At 55.6% G+C, this 20,670-nt stretch carries 20 protein-coding genes; 9 read left to right on the top strand and 11 right to left on the bottom strand.

The genetic code is table 11. The features are described from left to right. Positions 1 to 64 precede the first annotated feature (64 nt). The 7 genes from ACILP3_RS02575 to pyrE are packed head-to-tail and all read right to left on the bottom strand — an operon-like array spanning position 65 to position 5,987. Entirely contained in the window at positions 65 to 1,885 is a 1,821-nt protein-coding gene (locus tag ACILP3_RS02575; protein ID WP_395615108.1) for an ABCB family ABC transporter ATP-binding protein/permease, read from the bottom strand. A 32-nt stretch (positions 1,886 to 1,917) separates the two neighbouring features. Further along, positions 1,918 to 2,229 carry a hypothetical protein gene (locus ACILP3_RS02580; protein WP_395615182.1) on the bottom strand — a complete coding sequence of 104 codons (312 nt, stop codon included), beginning with the start codon at positions 2,227 to 2,229 and terminating at the stop codon, positions 1,918 to 1,920. Next, positions 2,198 to 3,325, bottom strand: a complete 1,128-nt coding sequence (locus ACILP3_RS02585; protein WP_395615109.1) for an AI-2E family transporter — start codon at positions 3,323 to 3,325, stop codon at positions 2,198 to 2,200. The genes ACILP3_RS02580 and ACILP3_RS02585 overlap by 32 nt, the downstream gene beginning before the upstream one ends. Continuing rightward, positions 3,318 to 4,262 carry a signal peptidase I gene (gene lepB / locus ACILP3_RS02590; RefSeq protein ID WP_395615110.1) on the bottom strand — a complete coding sequence of 315 codons (945 nt, stop codon included), beginning with the start codon at positions 4,260 to 4,262 and terminating at the stop codon, positions 3,318 to 3,320. Before lepB ends, ACILP3_RS02585 begins: the two co-directional genes overlap by 8 nt. Then, positions 4,259 to 4,669: a holo-ACP synthase gene (gene acpS, locus ACILP3_RS02595; RefSeq protein ID WP_395615111.1), complete on the bottom strand. Its 411-nt coding sequence runs from the start codon at positions 4,667 to 4,669 to the stop codon at positions 4,259 to 4,261. The genes lepB and acpS overlap by 4 nt, the downstream gene beginning before the upstream one ends. Next, positions 4,666 to 5,394 carry a pyridoxine 5'-phosphate synthase gene (locus tag ACILP3_RS02600; protein WP_395615112.1) on the bottom strand — a complete coding sequence of 243 codons (729 nt, stop codon included), beginning with the start codon at positions 5,392 to 5,394 and terminating at the stop codon, positions 4,666 to 4,668. The genes acpS and ACILP3_RS02600 overlap by 4 nt, the downstream gene beginning before the upstream one ends. A gap of 14 nt (positions 5,395 to 5,408) precedes the next feature. Beyond that, positions 5,409 to 5,987, bottom strand: coding sequence for an orotate phosphoribosyltransferase (pyrE, locus tag ACILP3_RS02605; RefSeq protein WP_395615113.1), 579 nt, complete (start codon positions 5,985 to 5,987; stop codon positions 5,409 to 5,411). Between the two features lie 234 nt (positions 5,988 to 6,221). Here pyrE and coxB point away from each other — a divergent pair, with 234 nt between their 5' ends. The 9 genes from coxB to ACILP3_RS02650 are packed head-to-tail and all read left to right on the top strand — an operon-like array spanning position 6,222 to position 13,300. Then, a complete protein-coding gene (gene coxB, locus ACILP3_RS02610; RefSeq protein ID WP_395615114.1) occupies positions 6,222 to 7,304 on the top strand; it encodes a cytochrome c oxidase subunit II in 1,083 nt (360 codons plus the stop codon). Between the two features lie 14 nt (positions 7,305 to 7,318). Continuing rightward, on the top strand, positions 7,319 to 8,986 hold the full coding sequence (gene ctaD / locus ACILP3_RS02615; RefSeq protein ID WP_395615115.1) for a cytochrome c oxidase subunit I: 1,668 nt from the start codon (positions 7,319 to 7,321) through the stop codon (positions 8,984 to 8,986). A gap of 48 nt (positions 8,987 to 9,034) precedes the next feature. Continuing rightward, positions 9,035 to 9,940, top strand: coding sequence for a heme o synthase (locus ACILP3_RS02620; protein WP_395615116.1), 906 nt, complete (start codon positions 9,035 to 9,037; stop codon positions 9,938 to 9,940). Next, on the top strand, positions 9,937 to 10,092 hold the full coding sequence (locus tag ACILP3_RS02625; RefSeq protein WP_395615117.1) for a hypothetical protein: 156 nt from the start codon (positions 9,937 to 9,939) through the stop codon (positions 10,090 to 10,092). Before ACILP3_RS02620 ends, ACILP3_RS02625 begins: the two co-directional genes overlap by 4 nt. Then, positions 10,092 to 10,658: a cytochrome c oxidase assembly protein gene (locus ACILP3_RS02630; protein ID WP_395615118.1), complete on the top strand. Its 567-nt coding sequence runs from the start codon at positions 10,092 to 10,094 to the stop codon at positions 10,656 to 10,658. The genes ACILP3_RS02625 and ACILP3_RS02630 overlap by 1 nt, the downstream gene beginning before the upstream one ends. Before the next feature lie 37 nt (positions 10,659 to 10,695). Next, a complete protein-coding gene (locus ACILP3_RS02635; protein WP_395615119.1) occupies positions 10,696 to 11,583 on the top strand; it encodes a cytochrome c oxidase subunit 3 in 888 nt (295 codons plus the stop codon). Then, a complete protein-coding gene (locus tag ACILP3_RS02640; protein WP_395615120.1) occupies positions 11,584 to 11,970 on the top strand; it encodes a DUF983 domain-containing protein in 387 nt (128 codons plus the stop codon). After that, a complete protein-coding gene (locus tag ACILP3_RS02645; protein ID WP_395615121.1) occupies positions 11,967 to 12,548 on the top strand; it encodes an SURF1 family cytochrome oxidase biogenesis protein in 582 nt (193 codons plus the stop codon). Before ACILP3_RS02640 ends, ACILP3_RS02645 begins: the two co-directional genes overlap by 4 nt. Continuing rightward, positions 12,545 to 13,300, top strand: a complete 756-nt coding sequence (locus ACILP3_RS02650) for a sulfite exporter TauE/SafE family protein (RefSeq protein ID WP_395615122.1) — start codon at positions 12,545 to 12,547, stop codon at positions 13,298 to 13,300. The genes ACILP3_RS02645 and ACILP3_RS02650 overlap by 4 nt, the downstream gene beginning before the upstream one ends. Before the next feature lie 7 nt (positions 13,301 to 13,307). Here the strand turns inward: ACILP3_RS02650 and infC are convergent, their stop codons facing one another. The 4 genes from infC to ACILP3_RS02670 form a co-directional block, all read right to left on the bottom strand. Then, on the bottom strand, positions 13,308 to 13,826 hold the full coding sequence (gene infC / locus ACILP3_RS02655; protein WP_295496558.1) for a translation initiation factor IF-3: 519 nt from the start codon (positions 13,824 to 13,826) through the stop codon (positions 13,308 to 13,310). Positions 13,827 to 14,016: 190 nt separating this feature from the next. Further along, a complete protein-coding gene (locus tag ACILP3_RS02660) occupies positions 14,017 to 16,131 on the bottom strand; it encodes a protein-disulfide reductase DsbD family protein (RefSeq protein WP_395615123.1) in 2,115 nt (704 codons plus the stop codon). 42 nt (positions 16,132 to 16,173) lie between these two features. After that, positions 16,174 to 17,643, bottom strand: coding sequence for an MATE family efflux transporter (locus tag ACILP3_RS02665; protein WP_395615124.1), 1,470 nt, complete (start codon positions 17,641 to 17,643; stop codon positions 16,174 to 16,176). 127 nt (positions 17,644 to 17,770) lie between these two features. Next, positions 17,771 to 20,476 carry a valine--tRNA ligase gene (locus ACILP3_RS02670; RefSeq protein ID WP_395615125.1) on the bottom strand — a complete coding sequence of 902 codons (2,706 nt, stop codon included), beginning with the start codon at positions 20,474 to 20,476 and terminating at the stop codon, positions 17,771 to 17,773. Positions 20,477 to 20,670 lie beyond the last annotated feature (194 nt).

A 20,670-nucleotide genomic window follows, 5' to 3' on the forward strand; every position in this document is an offset into this window, starting at 1 on the left:
CGACGTGCCAATGACAGAGCCCACATGCCTGTGGTTCAAGACGCTTGTGGATAGCGCGCCATTTTTACGCGGCGGGAATGGCCTCTTCTTCGGCCTCGCTTTGCTGGCGCGCCCACATGTCAGCATATAGACCATTTTTGCGCAGCAATTGTAGGTGCGTGCCCTTCTCCGCCACGCGGCCCGCCTCAAGCACAATGATCTGATCTGCGTTCACGACGGTCGAAAGCCGATGCGCGATGATGATTGTGGTGCGGCGTTCCGAAATACGTTCCAGCGTGGCCTGAATTTCCGACTCCGTGCGGCTGTCCAAGGCGCTGGTCGCTTCGTCCAAAATCAGCACCGGCGGATTTTTCAGCAAGGTGCGGGCAATCGCCACGCGCTGCTTTTCACCGCCGGATAGTTTTAACCCGCGTTCTCCCACTTTGGCGGCATATTGGTCGGGCAGCGATTCAATGAAGCCATGGATCGATGCCCCGCGCGCGGCCTCTTCGATTTCGTCCTGATTGGCGCCTTCGCGGCCATAGCCGATATTATAGCCGATGGTGTCGTTGAACAGCACCGTATCCTGCGGAACGATGCCGATGGCGCTGCGCAGGCTGGACTGGGTGACATCGCGCAGATCTTGCCCATCGATGGTGATACGCCCGCCGGTGATATCATAAAATCGATAGAGCAAACGCGCGATGGTCGATTTGCCTGCGCCCGATGGACCAACAACGGCCAGGGTTTGGCCGGGCTTTATGTCGAAGCTGACCCCCTTTAATATTTGCCGTTCGGCATCATAAGCGAAATGCACATCGTCAAACATCACCGCGCCGCCATGGACCGCAAGCGCGGGCGCATTTGGCTTGTCGGTGATTTCGGCGGGCGTATCGATAAGTGCAAACATGGCAGCCATATCCGTGAGGCCCTGGCGTATTGTGCGATACACCATGCCCAACATGTCCAATGGCCGGAATAGCTGCGCCAATAATGTATTCACGGTTACAACGTCACCGGTTGTGAACTGACCCCGCGACCAACCCCACACAACATAACCCATGGCGCCTGCCATCATCAGATTGGTGATCAGCGATTGCCCGATGTTCAGCGCGGCGAGCGAGTTTTCCGATTTGACGGCGGCATTGGCATAATGGCGCACGACCTCCGCATAACGGTAGGTCTCGCGCTTCTCTGCGTTAAAATATTTGACCGTTTCATAGTTTAAAAGGCTGTCGACGGACTTGGCAACGGTTTGCGTGTCGAGCTCGTTCATTTGCTCGCGCAATTTGTTGCGCCAGTTGGTGATCAGCGTCGTGTAAACAATATAGCTGACGACCATGATCAGCGTGGCAATGACCATGCCCCAGCCAAATGAAATCTTGAAATAAACGGAGACTAAAAACAGCTCCAACAACGTCGGCGCGATGTTGAACAACAGGAAATAGAGCATGATGTCGATGCTCTTGGTCCCGCGTTCAATCACCTTGGTCACGGCGCCGGTGCGGCGGTTCATGTGGAACCGCATCGACAGATTGTGCAAATGGCTAAAGACATTTTCGGCCAGACGGCGCGTCGCTTCTTGGCCGACGCGTTCAAACACGACGTTGCGCAAATTGTCGAACAACACCCCGCCAAAACGTGCGCCCGCATAAGCGGCGACCAAGGCGACGGCGATCGCGACGCCGTCTTCCATGCCCGGCACCATGCGGTCGATAGCCTGACCATAGAGCCATGCCATGCTGAGTTGGATGAGTTTTGAGACAATCACCAGCAATAAGGCAAAGACGATACGGACCCGCAAACCCGTTTCATTCTTCGGCCATAAATACGGCAAGAATCGCCGCATGACGGCAAAATCCGGCTTTGTATCAGGGGTGATGTCTAATGGTGGCACAGGGGCCATATAGTTATTTTAGGGCAAAGCACAAAGGCCCATCACGCCTTGTTCGACAGCAGCAGCCATGTCGCAACGCCGTTTATGGCGGTGTAGGCGGCGTAGAGGAGCAATACCGATAAGGATCCTGCATGCGCCAACCACATCGCGCCGATGAGCAAGGCCAGTTCAATGGCATAGCTTCCATAAGGGCCAATATGCCGACCGACATAACGCTTGGTCTCTTCAACGATTGGGTGCCCAGATTCCGCCACCGCTTTGTGCATATAAAAATTGGCTATGCCCAATAGAAAGCAGATGGTTAGCAACATAGGCTTTGCATCACGGGCCTTCGCGGATGCCGCGCGCTTCATTGCGCTCCGATTGGCGTTCCAGCGCAACCTTGATCATCGCGATAATGGGGTCAGCCAGTGCAAGCCCCAAGACGCCGAACAGCGCACCGAAAAGGATCTGCGCGCCGAGCACTAAAGCCGGGGCCAAATCGACCGCACGTTTTGCGACCATCGGGACGATCAAATAACCATCCACCGTCTGCACGACGAAATAGACGAAAATGGCGTAGAGCCCAACATCAACCCCGGCAGAAAATCCAACGAGGATGATAAGCGCCCCAGATACAATTGCGCCGATATTCGGTAAAAATGCCAGCAGGCCCGTCAAGACGCCGAGCAACGCCGCCATAGGCACGCCGCCAAGGCTGAGTAATGCCCATGTGCCTACGCCTTCAACCGCCATGCCCAACAGGCGGCCCGCCATCAAACGGCGCAGGACGCTACCCATTTTTTCAGCGGTGCCATAAAAATGCGTGCGCTCTGCCAAAGGCAACATCCACGCGACACCGCGTTCATACAAACGAGGTTCGGCTGCGATAAATATGCCAAGAACCAGCATCATCGCAAGGTTGGTGACGGTTCCCAAAACGGACGATACCGCTTCTGTCACGCGGCCCACAGAGTTTAAAATCTGTGACCCCAGGCCCTTCACATCCTCAGCCGAAATGTTGAAACCTGCGGCTTCAATCCGATTGCCTATTGTTTCAATTTGGCTTTCGACAATGGCCTGAAGGCTTGCGGCTTGCGCGGCGAGTTCAGACCCTGTGAAAACAAAAGTCCAATAGATAAACCCAAATACGGCCAGCACGACGATGGTCAGGCGGAAACCGCGCGGGATGGGCAATATGCGGCCAAGCAGGCGCGCGCCGCCGTCAAACATGGCGGCAAGAACGATGCCGCCAATGATGAGAAGAATAGGCTGCGCAAGCCAGATGACAGCAGCGACCAAGCTGGCCATGCCAATCCACACGGCGGCGCGCTTAATCTCTGAACGAATGAGGGGGTCGTAAAGTTCGGTTGGGCCGACCTCTTCGCGAAAGTTATCTTTCACCTGCGCGGCAGGCTTTTTGCGCGTCCGGCGTGGCTTGCTTTGCGCAAGGGGGGTGCCATCACTCATCTTGGCCGACCTTTTTTGGACGCAAGCTGTCGCCAGCGCGATCACCGCGTAGTGCGCTGAACCAACTGGCGGGGTTAAGGCCAGTGCTGCCATCAACCGAGAATGTAATGATTTCAGCGCGGCCGCCGATGCGATCCCATGAGACAGGGCCACCAAGGCCGCCTAGTTCCGCTGCCACCCGGCTGTCGGAGCTGTTATCGCGATTATCACCCATTAGGAACACATGACCGGCAGGGATTTTTAGTGGTGCCATGTCATCGGTGTCGCGCTGGCGTGCGTCAATGATGTCATATTGCACCCCGTTGGGCAGGGTTTCGCGAATGATCGGCAATTGGCACGTCAGCACGCCGTCATCACCGCGCGTTAATGCGCCCGGAAAGTCATAATCGTGACAAGGGCCGTTGGCATCTACGGGCAAAATGAGGTTCGGCTGGGTTTCCTGTTTCACGGGCTTTCCATTCAGGAAAATCTGGCCTGCGCGCAATGCGATGGTATCTCCGGGCAAGCCAATGACGCGCTTGATCCAATCCTGATTTCTGCCCTTTGGCGTCAATATCACAATGTCTCCCCGCTCCGGCATTTTGCCCCAGATACGCGTGTTGCTTTCGGGTAACGGCACGGCCAAGGCGTCTACCTCTTCGCGCAACACCAGCCAGCGGAATATCGCGATGGGATTCGGTATCGTCGGCGACACATGGCTCCAGCCATAAGGATATTTGCTGACGAACAGCCGGTCACCGACCAGCAAGGTCGGCATCATCGAGATCGATGGGATATAAAATGGCTTTGCAATGAAACTGTGGAAAGCAAGCACGGCAAGTAAAAGCCAGAATAGGCCTTTGAACTCGGTCCAAGCGGCAGAAGCCCAGCCTTGCTTTTCAGGTGCAGGGGTAGGCGGCGTTGCCGGAATATTGTCATCGGTGGTCAAACTGGTCATGCCTTTTGCGATCTCAACGCTTCTATAATGACAAATGCCTGTGCCCACGGGTGGTCATCGGTCAGCGTCACATGAATATGGGCTTCATAGCCCGAAGGAATCATGGCGTCGAGCCGCGCTTTTGCCCCGCCCGTAAGCGACAGCGTCGGCGCACCTGAAGGCGTATTAACGACGCCAATATCCTTCATAAACACACCATGTCTGAAACCGGTGCCCACGGCTTTTGAAAAGGCCTCTTTGGCGGCAAAGCGCTTCGCATAGGTTCCGGCTTTGGTAAATGGGCGCTTTGTTGCCTTGGCGCGTTCCACATCTGTGAAAACACGATTTTCAAATCGCGCGCCAAAACGTTCAATCGACTTGGCGATGCGTTCGATGTTACACAGGTCGGAGCCCAGCCCTATAATCACCGGGCCAGATCCATCAGCGTACGCATTTTACGCACGCTTTCTTCCAAACCAATGAAAATGGCTTCCCCGATCAGATAATGCCCGATGTTCAGTTCGGCAAATTGCGGAATGGCGGCAATGGGCTGAACATTGTCAAAAGTCAGCCCATGGCCCGCATGGGGCTCGATTCCGTTCTTTGCGGCCAATGCGGCAGCGTCAGCTATGCGGCGCAATTCGATTTCGCGTTCCTCGCCTTCCAGATGCGCGTATTTTCCCGTGTGAAATTCAACGATATCTGCCTTCAGGCGCATAGCGGCTTCAATCTGGCGCGCTTCAGGCTCAATGAACAAGCTGACCCTAATGCCTGCGTCGGTGAGCCGCGTGACGATGGGCGCAAGGTGGTTATGCTGCCCCGCCGCGTCCAATCCGCCCTCGGTCGTCCGTTCCTCACGCCGTTCAGGGACGATGCACGCGGCATTGGGTTTATGCCGAAGAGCAATATCAAGCATCTCATCGGTTGCCGCCATTTCCAAGTTAATGGGCAAGCGGATTTCCCGCATAATCGCGTCCAAGTCCGCGTCGCGAATATGCCGGCGGTCTTCGCGCAAATGTACGGTGATGCCATCACCGCCGGCCGCCTCAACCATATGCGCCGCCCGCATCGGATCGGGATGCAAGCCGCCACGCGCATTGCGAATGGTCGCGACATGATCAATGTTCACACCCAAGCGCAAGCGGTGCGGCATGGGGGCGTGCGTCCTCACTTCCGGCTGCCGGGCTTGACCGCTTCTGTCGCGGCGAGCGCAGGCGGCAGCTCATCGGGCGCGTAGGTCGGAAAGTTCAACTGGATGAGTGGGTAAAATGGCACGCCGAGGTCAACGGTACCCGCCGAACGGTCAACCACCGCCGCTGCGGCGATAACAACGCCACCGGCCGCTTCGATTGCGGCAATTGCTTCGCGTGAAGACAGGCCCGTGGTGACGACATCTTCAACCATGAGGATTTTAGTGCCCGGCGCGAGTGTAAATCCCCGCCGCAGCCCAAAAACACCTTCGGGCCGTTCCACAAACATGGCATCAACGCCCAGCGCGCGGCCCATTTCATGGCCAATGATGATTCCGCCCATGGCAGGCGAAATGACCGCCTGAATCTCCGTGCGCAGTTCGCGTGGTATTTTTTGATTGATAGCAAGCGCAATGCGTCCAGCGCGCTCTGGGTTCATTAACAGCCGAGCGCATTGGAGATAATAGGGACTATGTCTGCCAGAGGACAACAGAAAGTGCCCCTCAAGCAGCGCGTCGACGCTACGGAATTCCGACAGTATTTCATCTTCAGTCATGATAAGGAGAGTTTTCCTTTTGTCCCGATGCCGTCTTTTGCATCTTCGGTTTAACGGATTGCAACGCAAATAGGTAGAAACCTAACGCATTTAAATGCTAAAAATATTAAATCGACCGCTTGAGGGTTCGGGTTAGCGCGACTATAGGTCGCGCAAGTCCGGCCACCTACGGGTGAGCAAGACATGCGCAAATTTTCTGCGCCGCACCAAGGATACGGGTCCAAGTAGATGAATATGTTGAAGAAATTACTGGTTGTCTTCGCTGCAATGGCCATGCCGTCATTGGTGATGGCGCAGTCAGCGAATCCTGCACCTGCGCCATTGGCGAAGGAAGTAGTTGCGCCAGTTGTTGCCGCGCCTGCCGCGGCGGCGACCGCTGCACCCGCCGCTGACGCGGCCGCGCCTGCCGAAGCTGCGCCGAAATCCATGGATGGGTCGTTGCCGGGCTATACGCCGATGCGCCCCAATTATGAAGATAGCGTTGGCATGCCAAAGCCGAAGGAAGTGGATTTTCAGGAACAATTCACCGAAAACGGCCAATATGCAAAATGGATCAACAACGCGATCCTGTTGCCAATCATCACCATAATCTCTCTGTTTGTCCTTGGCCTTCTGCTGTGGGTGGTCGTGCGTTTCAACCGCCGCGCCAATCCAGTGCCATCTAAGACGACGCACAATACCTTTATTGAAGTCGTGTGGACCTTGGTCCCTGTGCTCATCCTCTTGGGCATTGCTTATCCATCGCTCGATTTGTTGGCCAAGCAATTTAAGCCTGCACCAGCAGAGGCCGTCACCATTAAGGCCACTGGTTATCAGTGGTATTGGGGCTACACCTATCCCGACCATGGCGGGTTCGAAGTGATATCGAACATGCTGAAAGAAGAAGACGAAGTCGGCAAGGGCGAGCGTTTCCGCACCGAGAATGACGGGCCAAAGCTGTTGGCTGTGGACAATCGCATGGTTGTGCCTGCGGGCGTGCCATTGCGCATTCAAACGACTGCGGCGGATGTTATCCATGCATTTGCCGTGCCGTCGCTTTGGTTCAAGCTTGACGCTGTTCCTGGCCGGTTGAACGAAAAATCGATCACAATTACGAAACCCGGCGTGTATTTCGGACAGTGTTCCGAACTATGTGGCGCCCGCCATGCATTCATGCCGCTGGTTGTAGAAGCACTTCCGCCCGCACAATTTGCGGCTTGGGTGAAGGCGCAAGGCGGAAAAATGCCTGGCGAAGAAAAACCTGCACCTGCGGCTCCTGCTGTAACCGCGACTCCCACTGACACCGTTGCTGCACCTGCTGCGGCTCCGACCAATTAAGAAGGCCTAGACGGATGACAACCATTGCTGCCACAGGTACCGACCTTCACGCGCATGACCATCATGACGCGGACCATAAGCCTGGCTTTTTCGCCCGTTGGTTCATGTCGACCAACCATAAAGATATCGGAACGCTCTATCTGATCTTTGCGATTTTCGCAGGGATTGTGGGCGGTGCGATTTCCGGCCTGATGCGGTTGGAGCTTGCTGCTCCTGGCATTCAATATCTGCAAGGCTGGGCATCGATGATGGCCGGCAAAGAGGCCTCTCTCGATGAGGCCTATCATATGTGGAACGTGCTGATCACTGCCCACGGCCTGATCATGGTGTTCTTCATGGTCATGCCTGCCATTATCGGCGGCTTTGGTAACTGGTTTGTGCCTCTCATGATCGGCGCGCCTGATATGGCGTTTCCGCGCATGAACAATGTCAGCTTCTGGTTGACCGTTGTGGCCTTCATCATGTTGCTTGGCTCCAGCTTTGTACCGGGTGGTACGGGTCTTGGCGCTGGAACAGGATGGACGGTCTATGCGCCGCTGTCGACTTCAGGCTCCGTTGGGCCGGCTGTAGACATGGCCATTTTCTCGCTTCACTTGGCAGGTGCCGCATCGATTTTAGGTGCCATCAACTTCATAACCACCATTTTCAACATGCGTGCGCCGGGCATGACCCTGCACAAAATGCCGTTGTTCGTGTGGTCGGTGTTGGTAACGGCATTTTTGCTGTTGCTCGCATTGCCTGTCTTGGCAGCGGCAATCACCATGCTTTTGGTTGACCGTAACTTTGGTGGCGCGTTCTTCGATGCGTCGGCCGGCGGTGACCCCGTGCTGTATCAGCATCTCTTCTGGTTCTTCGGCCATCCCGAAGTGTATATTATGATTTTGCCAGGTTTCGGCATTATCAGCCAAATCGTCGCGACCTTCAGCCGCAAGCCTGTGTTCGGCTATCTCGGCATGGCCTATGCCATGGTCGCGATTGGTGTCGTTGGCTTTGTTGTCTGGGCGCACCACATGTTCACCACGGGCATGAGCGTCGACATGAAAATGTACTTCACCGCAGCAACGATGGTGATTGCAGTGCCCACCGGCATTAAGATCTTTAGCTGGATTGCAACCATGTGGGGCGGCTCGGTTAGCTTCAAGACGCCAATGGTCTGGGCCATGGGCTTCATCTTCATGTTCACCGTTGGTGGCGTGACGGGTGTTGTTTTGGCCAATGGTGGTCTCGACGATAACTTGCATGACACTTATTATGTTGTGGCCCATTTCCATTATGTGTTGTCGCTGGGCGCGGTATTCTCGCTCTTTGCTGGCTTCTATTACTGGTTCGGCAAAATGTCGGGTCGCCACTTGAACGAATTCCTGGGTCATTTGCACTTCTGGATATTCTTCGTGGGCGTGAATGTCCTGTTCTTCCCCATGCACTTCTTGGGCAATTCAGGCATGCCGCGTCGTTATCCAGATTATCCAGAGGCCTTTGCCTATTGGAATGGCGTTGCTTCGATTGGCTATGCCATCATGGGCGTTGGTGTGTTGATTTTCTTCGTCAATGTCATCTGGTCGTTGGTCGCTGGCCGCCGTGCAGAAGACAATTATTGGGGTGAAGGTGCGACCACGCTTGAGTGGACGCTGACCAGCCCTCCACCATATCACCAGTTCGAAACGCTGCCGGTTATTAAGTAACCGGCGGCGGTTCGCCGCTTTGAACGCCTCGAACGTTTGGGAACAGGCATGACAACCGCAGCGCGTGACATCATTTTGCCAGCCGAGTGGCGCGATTTCTGGGCTTTGACTAAGCCTCGGGTCATGTCGCTTGTCGTGTTCACAGCGCTTTGTGGTTTATTGGCCGCACCGGGCAGTATTCATCCGGTGATTGGTTTTACCGCGATACTCTGTCTTGCTCTGGGGGCGGGTGCCTGCGGCGCGCTGAACCAATATTTCGAAGCAGATATTGACGCCAAAATGGCGCGAACGGCTGGCCGTCCGCTTCCTGCGGGTCGAATGGACCGCGCGTCGGCGCTCAACTTTGGCATTGGCCTTGCCGCTTTTTCTGTCGGCATCATGGGCGTTGCGGTCAATTGGTTATGCGCTGCTCTGCTGGCTTTCTCGATTTTCTTCTACGCGATTGTCTACACCATCTGGTTGAAGCCCAATACGCCGCAGAACATCGTGATCGGCGGCGCTGCGGGTGCATTTCCCCCCGTCATCGGATGGGCGGCGGTAACGGGCGACGTTACGCTGATGCCAGTCCTGCTTTTCGCGATCATCTTCTTGTGGACGCCGCCACATTTCTGGGCGCTCGCATTGTTTATGAAAACGGATTACGGCGCTGCTGGAATTCCGATGCTTCCCAATGTGAAGGGTCAACGGGTCACGCGGAACCAGATATTTGGCTACAGCTTTCCAATGGCGGCGACGGCAATATTGCCTTTCGCTTTGGCTGAAACAGGGTGGGTCTATGGCGTTGCTGCTGTCGTCCTAAACCTCCTATTCTTGGGTCTGGCCTACCGGGTCTGGAAAAACGAGGCCACTGATGCGGCTGCGATGAAGCCGGAAAAGCAACTTTTTGCTTTCTCGATCCTTTACCTGTTTCTCCTTTTTGCAATTTTCGCCTTTGACCGGATGCTAATGTCATGACCCCGAATGAGCCGTCAGCTTACACCGCCGAAGAAACGGCGATTATCCGCAAACGCCAAGCGGGACGCGCACGGGTCATGGGGCTTGCATTGGTTGGATTGTGTATCTTGTTCTTCTTAATCACTGTCGTGAAAGTGGGAGTCTGGGGTTAATGGCTGTATCTAATGTAAAGACGGGTTTTCTCGCTGCTGGGCTTGCGGTTTCGATGGTGGGCGTCGGTTTTGCCGCAGTGCCATTATATCGTCTATTCTGTCAGGTGACTGGCTTTGGCGGCACAACTATGCGGGTTGATGCGGCACAGGCAGCCACCGTTCAGGTTTCCAACAAAACGATCGTTGTGCGCTTTGATGCCAATCAACGTGAAGGCCTGCCTTGGGAATTTAAACCCGAGCGTCCGACCGACACTGTCAGCATCGGCGCGAAGGATATGTCGATCTATATTGCCAAGAATCTCTCGAACGAGCCAGTCACTGGCACTGCCACGTTCAACGTGACGCCAGCGCTTGCCGGTCAGTATTTCAACAAGATTCAGTGCTTCTGCTTTACTGAGCAGACGCTGAAGCCCGGTGAACAGGTCCGCATGCCGGTCCTATTCTATGTCGATCCGAAGATTATGACCGACCCGGAAACCAAAGACATTGAAGAAATCACACTTAGTTACACTTTCTATCCGGTCGAGAAGCCAAACACGGTGGACCAGACGGCGAACGGTAGCTAAGACATTTGTTAATCGATAAGACTACAGGGAATTGACCATGGCGGGTGCCAAGAATCACGATTATCATATTTTGCCACCAAGCATTACGCCGATATTGGGATCATTTGCGTCCCTGACGATGTTTTTTGGTTTGGTGATGTGGATGCATCCCGAACGGTTCAGCTATGGCAGCCTGATTTTTGGCGCTGGCTTGATTGCCGTTATCTACACTTTCTATGCCTGGTGGGCAGATGTCGTAAATGAGGCGCAGGCCGGCGATCATACGCCTGTGGTGCAATTGCACCTGCGCTACGGCATGATCATGTTCATTGCCTCTGAAGTCATGTTCTTCGTTGGCTGGTTCTGGGCATGGTTTGACTATGCCTTGTTCCCAGTACCGTTGGAAATCCTCATAGACCCTGAAACGCACGCGTTTACGGTCACTAACCTGATCGGCCAAGAAGGTGCCGCGGCGTTGATGCAGTGGCCGCCAAAGGGTCTGGAAGTTCTCGATGCGATGCAACTTCCTTTGCTTAACACGCTGATTTTGTTGTTGTCGGGTACCACTGTGACTTGGGCGCACCATTCCCTGATCAATGGCGACCGTGAAGGCCTGAAAAAGGGCCTATGGCTGACCATCTTGCTTGGCCTACTGTTCAGCGCGATTCAGGCGTATGAATATGTAGTCGCGCCGTTTCCCTTTGGTGGATTGAACTATGGGACGGCCTTTTACATGGCGACAGGCTTCCATGGTTTCCACGTCATTGTGGGCACGATCTTCTTGATCGTGTGCCTTGCGCGTACCTATAAAGGCCATTTCACGCCGAAGCAGCATTTCGGTTTTGAGGCTGCTGCTTGGTATTGGCATTTTGTCGATGTCGTTTGGCTTTTCCTCTTCATCGCGATTTACATCTGGGGTGGCTGGGGCGCACCAGTACACGCGTAAATGAAACCAGAACAATCCATAGAAGGGCAGCCCAGCATTGCTAAGGCTGCCCTTTTTGGTCTCTGCCCCCAATGTGGCCGTAAAACCCTGTTTGCTGGACTTGGGCAGTTCGCCGGTACCTGCGCAAATTGCGGCCTTGATTTCAGCAGCTATAATGTTGGCGACGGTCCTGCTGCTTTACTCACGATGGTCATTGGCACGTTGATTATCATACTGGCATTGGCCGTCGACTCTGTGTTTAGGCCTCCCTTTTGGGTGCATGTCCTCATTTGGGTACCGTTTACAGCGGCGCTGACGGTCATAACCTTGCGCATGGCGAAAGCCGCGCTTTTGGCGGCGGAGCATCACAACCGCGCGCGCGAAGCTGGAAAGAGTGATCTGCTATGAAACGCCTGCCCGTCATTCCAACCTTATTGGTTGTCCTTGCCGTTGCCACGATGATTGGCCTTGGCATCTGGCAATTGCAACGCAAGGAACAGAAAGACGCAATGCTGTCGCGTTATGAATCTGCCGTCGGATTGCCAGCCGTGGCATGGCCAACGGTTCCCGATCCAGCGGCGCTGCCGCTATTCCGCCGTTCCAGCCTTAATTGCGTGCGTGTGGTGAAGATTGAGGCCGTATCGGGTTCAAATATTTTGGGTAAAGCAGGCTTTGCCCATGTTGCCTCTTGCCGGACCGACGCAGCAGGCGGCCCTGATGCCAAAGTGGCCTTTGGCTGGTCCGAACGGCCGCAATCGCCCAAATGGCGCGGCGGGCCCGTTGAAGGCATCATCGCACCAGACGGTGTGCAGCTGATCAAACTGGTTTCGGCAGGCGCGGTTGAAGGTTTGGAGATATTGGCGGAGCCATCTCCGCGCCAGATCCCCAACAACCATCTGCTATATGCCATCCAGTGGTTCATTTTTGCCGCCGCTGCGACCATCATCTACATCCTGGCGGTTCGAAAGCGCACCAAGGCGTCTTGAACCTACCGACGGATATCCTGTTTTACATTGTCGCTGGCGCCGCTGTCATCTTGGTGGGGCTGGCCAAAGGCGGCTTTGCAGGGCTGGGGGCGGCCGCCATCCCGTTGCTAGCATTGGTCATGGATCCCATCGCTGCTGCCGGAATGTTGTTACCCATTCTCATGGTGCAAGATATCGTCAGCGTCTGGGCGTTTCGGCGCAGTTACGACGCCCGCACCTTATGGCTCACCTTGCCCGGCGCGGTTGTGGGCATATTCCTTGGTTGGTATCTGGCCTCGGTCATTCCTGCGGACGCCGTACGCGGCTTTGTAGGTGTCATTGCCTTGGCCTTTGGCACCTATCGCTTACTGCCACTGCTGGGCCGCCCCGTAACGCTCTCTGGTCCGGCACCGGAGTGGATGGGAACCATCATGGGCGGCATAGCGGGCTTTACCAGCCAGATTGCCCATGCCGGCGGGCCACCGTTTCAGATTTGGGCGCTGTCACGTAATTTCCCGCATCTGGTGTTCATCGGCACGTCGTCGATATTCTTTGCAATCATCAACTGGTTAAAAGTGCCCGCTTACGCCGCTTTGGGGCAGTTCAACGTACAGAATATGACGTTGACGGCGATCTTCCTGCCGCTTGCCATATTGAGCACATTGGCAGGCGTGCGTCTGGTCAAGCGTGTTTCGCCTGCACGGTTCAACATCATCATCAGTCTATTGATGGTATTGATTGGTGCCGAACTGATTCGGCAAGGCATCTGGTGACTGCGCCCTATTTGGGCGACAGCACCATCAGCATTTGACGACCTTCCATGCGGGGATGCGCTTCGATTTTTGCGGTCTCGGTCGTATCGGCCTGAACGCGTTGCAGCAATATCATTCCCAATTGTTGGTGCGCCAATTCACGGCCACGGAAACGCAGCGTGATCTTGACCTTGTCCCCTTCTTCGATGAACTCAGCCACCTTCTTCATCTTGACCATATAGTCATGGTCATCGATGTTCGGACGCATCTTGATTTCTTTGATTTCCTGCGTTTTCTGGCTCTTGCGTGCCAAATTGGCCTTTTTCTGGGCCTCATATTTGAACTTGCCGATGTCCAAAAATTTGCAGACGGGGGGATCAGCGTTCGGGGAAACTTCCACCAGATCAAGCCCAACTTCCGCAGCCTGCGCTATCGCCTCGCGGGTATACATGACACCCAGATTCTCGCCGTCATCATCAATGACCCGCACTTTTTCAACGGTGATTAGATTATTGTAGCGCGGTCCACTTTTAACAGGTGGGGTCATAGCGCGCCGGGTCGGCGGGGTGGCGATAGTCGATACTCCTTGTGATGTTCGGCACCGCCAATACAGCCAATTTACCAACAGATAAAGGCTTTAGGCGCGCAACCCCTGCTTTTGTTGCACTTTGTGGCGCAAAAGCCCCGTGGCACAGGGCCATAAGCGCCCCTTTAAAGTGGTAAATTGGGCCAGTTTTTTATTTCGTAAGTGCCGTCAGGTCGTTCACGGTCAAAATCTGCGGCAGGACGCGTGCATCGGCATTTGGTGGATAATATAGATATAATGGCACGCCGGAACGGCCATGCTTCGCCAAAAAGCGCGTGATATCGGCATCCCTGCGCGTGTAATCGCCCACCATCGTCTGAATGCCTGCTTTGGCAAAGGCCGTGCTGGTTTCTGTGCGGTCGATCGCAGCCTTCTCATTCACTTTGCACGTCACACACCAGTCGGCGGTGAAGTAGAGAAACACAGGTTTGCCCTCTGCGCGCAATGCCGCCAGCCGCGCTTCATCAAAGGCTAGGCTTCCGTTTTTCATCGGCTGCGGGGCCGGCGCGACCGTGGTGGCATTGTCCATGATGAGCAATGCCGCAACACTGATGCCCAATATGGCCGCAATGACGATTTTGCGGGGCGACCCGCTTTTCTGTTTCTGACCCAGTTGAAACAGCCGCAACAATATGATGAACGCGGCCGTACCACCAATCAGCAATCCGCTAAAGCCCGCCAGCTGATACAGCAGCCATAATAAGGCCAAGGATGTGAGCGCCATGGGGACGGCCATCCACTGACGGAAACGCACCATCCATGGGCCAGGCCGTGGCATGCGCGTGCGCAACGGTGGGATGAAGGCAATGGCAAGGAAGGGCAGCGCCAAACCAAATCCAAGCCCCGCAAAAATTAACAATGCCAAGGTCGCGGGCAACAGCAAAGCTGCACCCATTGCCGCCGCCATGAACGGGCCTGTGCACGGCGTTGCAACAACAGCCGCCAGCACGCCTGTCCAGAATGATCCTGACATGCCGCCCTTGCGCGTCAGCGTCTCGCCTGCGCCGATAGCGCCGACTTCGAACACCCCAGCCAGATTTGCCGTGACCGCCACCATGAGCAGCAGCAACAACAACACAATCGCTGGATCCTGCAACTGGAATGCCCAGCCCACCTCTTCGCCTGCGGCGCGCAAGGCCAGCATGATGCCGCCCAGCACAAGACAGCTCAGGATAATGCCGACGGTGTATGCAACGGCATCACGCCGCGCCGCGCCCTCATCCCCGCCCATTTTGGCAAGGCTCAACGCTTTCAATCCCAATATCGGGAATACGCAAGGCATGAGGTTCAGCAGCAAGCCGCCAAGCACCGAAAAGGCCAGTATCCAGACAAAACCGAGCGGCGGTGTTTCCCCCTCAGCAGCTATGCCTTTACCCAAAACAGATATGGCTTCACCGCCTGTTGGGACAATGCCGGGGGTCGCGCGTATTCCAAGTCCCTGCGCATCGTTGAAGCGCAATAGTCCGTCAATCTCGCCAGCAAAGGGCGCTTTGACTTCACTGCTGACAATCAACCAATCGCCGCTGCGCCGCGCAGCTTGTGGGGCGGCGTAGCGAAACAGATTTTCACGCTGCGCAAAAAACCAAACCCGGCTTGCATCGGCGCTACGGGGATAGGGAATGGCGATGTCAATGCGGTTGCCATCAATGGCATATAGCGCCTTGCGGTCCAGCGGCACGGGCAAGGCGCTGCGCCATGCATCGAAACGCGCGCGGTCAGACTTGCCAATCGACCCTGCGCCAATTGTCATCGGTACCGACAATGACGCGCTTTCGGGTACGCAGACCAAATCGGAGCAGGCCGACCAGCGCGCATTGACTTTGATATCTAAATTCTGTCCCACAATCGCGCTTTGCGGGATTTTAAGATCCACCAGAAACGCGTGCTTTGCTTTGTAAATATGGTTCATGAAACCGCTGACGATCAACGTTTCGGGCACGGGCGCACGGATCGGGCCAGCACTTGCGCCAGCGGGCAATATCCATGCCAGCTCAAGCGGCGTTCCGGCATCACCCGGGTTCACCCAATAATCATGCCAGCCAGGTTTCGGGTCCATGACAATCGCGACCGTCACAATATCCCCGGGCGCGGGGTTGCGCGTTTCGGCCTCCATCGACGCGCGGACATATTGGGGCGCAGCAGGGGGGGGAACCTGCGCATGGGCGATGCTGCCCGCGACAAACAGCGCCAGCAGGAACTGACATACGCGCAACGCGATATGCTTGGGCTTCATAAACTCTGGCGACAAGGTGACGTTGCGTTTCATGCTATTCCCAATGGCACAATGCACTATGTATAAGACAGCGGATTATTCGGGCACCACATGCACGGTGCTCGCACTTATGGATGGCATCGCCTTTGCCTTTTTCCATCCGCCATGCAGATAATAAGCAATCGACAGGACGCAAGATGCAATCGCGGTCGCCACAAATGACCCCCAAATGGCATCTGCGCCAAAACGGTCATACAGGCCAAAGCCGACACTGAAACGCACCAACACGGCGCTGAATATCAGGATCAGGAGTGGCGCAACTACGGCGCCATTCGCGCGCACCGCAAAGGTCACGACAACCGACACGCCCATCAAAACAAAGGTCCACCCAATGACGTGGTTGATGTGAATCGCGATATCGATGGCGGGACTGCCGCCTGACAGGAACAGGCCAAGCAATGGCGCAGCAAACAGGGTCATGAGTAAGATCAACACACCGGCCAGCAGCAGGTTAATCCCAATGCCCGACCATATGATACGGCCAACGCGGTCCCATTTGTTGGCACCGATATTCTGGGCGACCATGGCGCTGACGGCGCTGCCCACGGCGACCGCGGGCATTTGCACATAGCTCCACAGCTGATTCATCACACCAAAGGCCGCAGTTGTATTCACGCCCTCACGATTGACGAGGCCAATCATCACGACGGCAGAACCCGACATGATGATCATCGACAAGCCCATAGGCAGGCCCATACGCGCAATCGGTTTCAAGAACCGCGCATCGGGCCGAAGCCATTTCAACTCATGCCCGCGCAGGCGGATGGTCAGGTCACGCGCATAGACCTTACGCAGCAATAAACCGAGGCTGATGACCCCAGCAAGGATGGTTGCAAGCGCCGATCCAGCGATACCCATTGCGGGTATGGGGCCCAAGCCTAAGATGAAAATCGGGTTCAAGATGATGTCGAGAACCACGTTCAACACTGTGTTCCAAAACGGCGTCACCGAATCCCCCACGCCGCGCAGCGAGGATGCAACAAGCACCATCACGAACGAGGTTGGCATGGATAGGAAAATGACGCGCAAATAGGCAAGCGCCAACGGATAGACCGATTCTGGCGTTGCCATCAGGCGCAGCATTTGGGGCGCAAATATCCAACCAGCCGCCGCCGTGACAAGGCCTGCGGTAAGGAAAACGCCGAATGCCGTCCCCATGACACGGCGGACAGATTCCACATCACGGCGGCCCATATTCTGACCAATCAGGATCGTAGTTGCCATGGTGAAGCCAAACAAAGTGGAGAACATCAAAAACATGATGAGCCCTGCATTGGCCGACGCTGCCAGCGCCTCTTCGCCCAAAAATTGACCAATCCACACCGAATTGACGGAATGGTTCAGCGACTGGAGAATGTTGACGCCAAGTGAGGGCAGCGCGAACAGGAACAAAGTCTTGGCCACTGGACCGACCGTCAGGTCGCGTTGATGGGCGGGGGTAGCTATGCTGAAAACCCTTTTTGGCGCGGCCCCAAATGTGTCATTCCCGCGAAAGCGGGCATCCATGGGGCTGCCGCTGCATGTGCACGCCATGAAGCGATTTCTGCATGCTCAGGCCATGGATTGACCTGACAGTCACTACGTTCCCCGCTTTCGCGGCAATGACACATATTGTTGGAGGTTCGGACGATAGTCACCCCAGCCGCTTTAGCGCCGCCGTCAATCGCTCGGCCTCCGCAGTCTTTTCGGCATGGTCCGCGCGCGCCTTTTCCACGGCATCGGGCTTGGCCTTTTCCACAAATGCCGCATTGGACAAACGCCCTGCGAGCGCATCACGCTCTTTGACGGCGGCCTCAATGGCTTTGCTGATCCGGCTGCGTTCGGCGTCGAGGTCGATGACGCCATCAAGTGCGAAAACGATGGTGTCGTCGCCGACAATGATTTGCGCCACATTATTGGTTTCAACGGGCGCATAGACAAAATCGTCAATGCGGCCGAGCCGTGACAAAGCCGCCCCTTGGCGCTCGATTATGGCAATCGTGGCGGTCTGCGGGCCAGCAATATTGGCGGTCAGGCGCGTGCCCGGCGCTATGTTCAACTCTGCCTTGAACGAACGGGTTTTGCTGATCGTGTCGATAACCCAATTGATTTCGGCAACTGCCTCTGCGTCAACTGTCGCATTCGGCTCGGGCCATTGGGCGTGGATGATATCATAGCCACGAGGATGATCAGCATCGGACAAAGCGTGCCATAATTCTTCGGTAATGAACGGCATGAAGGGGTGGAGCATCACCAAAATCTGGTCGAGCGCCCAGCCAGCGACGATTTTGGACTCTGCATCCATTTCGCCTTTTTCGCCGTCGATGAACGCTGGCTTGATCAGTTCGAGATACCAGTCGCAAAACTGGTCGAAAACCATGTGATACAACACATCGGCCATGCCGTCGAAACGGTATTCGGCGAAGGCCTTATTGAGCTTTTGGACGGTGCTGACAACTTCGCCAATGATCCAGCGGTTGACCGCCAATTCGGCCTTTGGCGCATGCACTGTGTGCGACCCGCTTATGCCGTTGGATTGCGCAAAGCGTGCGGCGTTCCACAGCTTGGTTGCAAAGTTACGATAGCCTGCAACGCGGCTTTCATCCATTTTGATATCGCGGCCTTGGCTTTCCATCGCCGCCATGAAGAAGCGCAAGGCATCTGCGCCATATTGGTCAATCAGGCCCAACGGATCGACCGTATTGCCCTTTGACTTGGACATTTTGCTACCATCCGCCGCACGGACAAGGCCGTGGAGATAGAGCGTTTTCCAAGGCACTTCTTTCATGAAATGCATGCCCTGCATCGCCATCCGCGCATCCCAGAAAAACAATATGTCAAAACCGGAAATCAGCACGTCATTGGGGTAATGGCGGTTGAGCATAGTTTGAGAATCAGCGCCCGCATCGTCCGGCCAACCCAAGGTTCCAAACGGCCAAAGCGCGGACGAGAACCAAGTGTCGAGAACATCGGGATCGCGCGTGAGCTCGACGCCCGCGCCCGCAAGCGCCCGTGCGCCCTCTTCGGTTTCGGCGACATAGCATGTGCCATCGGCGGCAAACCACGCCGGTATCTGATGCCCCCACCAGAGCTGCCGCGACACGCACCATGGCTGGATATTTTCCATCCAGTTGAAGTAAGTTTTTTCCCAAGACTTCGGCACGATGTCGAAACCGCCATTGGCCTTGCCTTTGCGGGCGGCTTCTATGGCTGGCTTGGCGAGCGTTTGCGCATCTACATACCATTGGTCGGTCAACCAAGGCTCAATCACTTGGCCTGAACGGTCGCCAAAGGGGGTTTGGATCACGCGGTCTTCGACCTTCTCCAGCAAACCCAAGGCTTCCATCGCCGCGACTACCATCTTGCGGGCGTTGGTGGGCTCGCCTTCGATGCCAAAGCGATATTGCCCGATATATTCTGCGGGAATAAGCCCATCGGCGGTTTGCACGACGCGGCCTTCGCCATCGAGCATGTTGAACATCTCGCTCGCCTTGAAACCGGCACGCTTGCCGACCTCAAAGTCGTTGAAATCATGTCCCGGTGTGATTTTTACAGCGCCGGAACCCAATTCGGGGTCGGCATGTTCGTCGGTGACAATCGGGATCAAACGGCCAGTGATCGGCAGACGGACATTTTTGCCCACCAGATGTGCATAGCGTTCATCCGACGGGTTCACCGCGACCGCCATGTCGGCCAGCATCGTTTCCGGGCGCGTGGTGGCTACGCTGATGAAACCGCTGCCGTCCTCCAACGGATATTTGAAATGCCAGAATTTGCCGTTGATCTCCCGCGTTTCGACCTCAAGATCCGAGATCGCGGTTTTCAGGCCCGGGTCCCAGTTGACGAGCCGCTTGTCGCGGTAGAGTAGCCCTTGGTTATAGAGATCCACAAACACCTTGATGACGGCCTTTGAAAAGCCTTCATCCATGGTGAAGCGTTCATTCTCCCAATCCATTGAGCAGCCAAGGCGGCGCAACTGGCCCGTAATTTCCCCGCCGCTTTCCGCCTTCCATTCCCACACCTTGGCGACAAATGCGTCGCGGGTGAAATCGGTGCGCTTCTGCCCTTGGGCATTGAGCTGTCGTTCGACGACCATCTGTGTCGCTATGCCCGCATGGTCCGTGCCGACGACCCATAAAGCGTCCTTGCCCTGCAAACGCGCATGGCGAATGAGGATATCCTGCAAGGTGTTGTCGAGCGCATGGCCGATGTGCAAGCTGCCCGTCACATTGGGCGGCGGGTTTACGATTGTATAAGGCTCGGCATGGGGACGATTGGGACGGAATGCGCCCGTGGTTTCCCAATGCGCATACCATTTCGCCTCAATCGCGGCGGGGTCGAAAGTCTTGTCGATAGTCATGGAAAGTGGCTTTGCCAGCGCGTGGGCAATTGGGCAAGGATTTCGCGGCGTGTGGGCGGCTTATCCTGTGGGTGTGAGAAGTTTTTTAGCACGCAAAGCCGCAAAGTCGCAAAGGAAGGAAGAAAGTGAGCCGCCTATCTGCTGCTTTATATCTTCGTCTTTGTGTCTTTGCGGCTTTGCGTGATAATATTCTT

This window comes from Sphingorhabdus sp. (assembly GCF_044239665.1).
Classification (GTDB): Bacteria; Pseudomonadota; Alphaproteobacteria; order Sphingomonadales; family Sphingomonadaceae; genus Sphingorhabdus_B.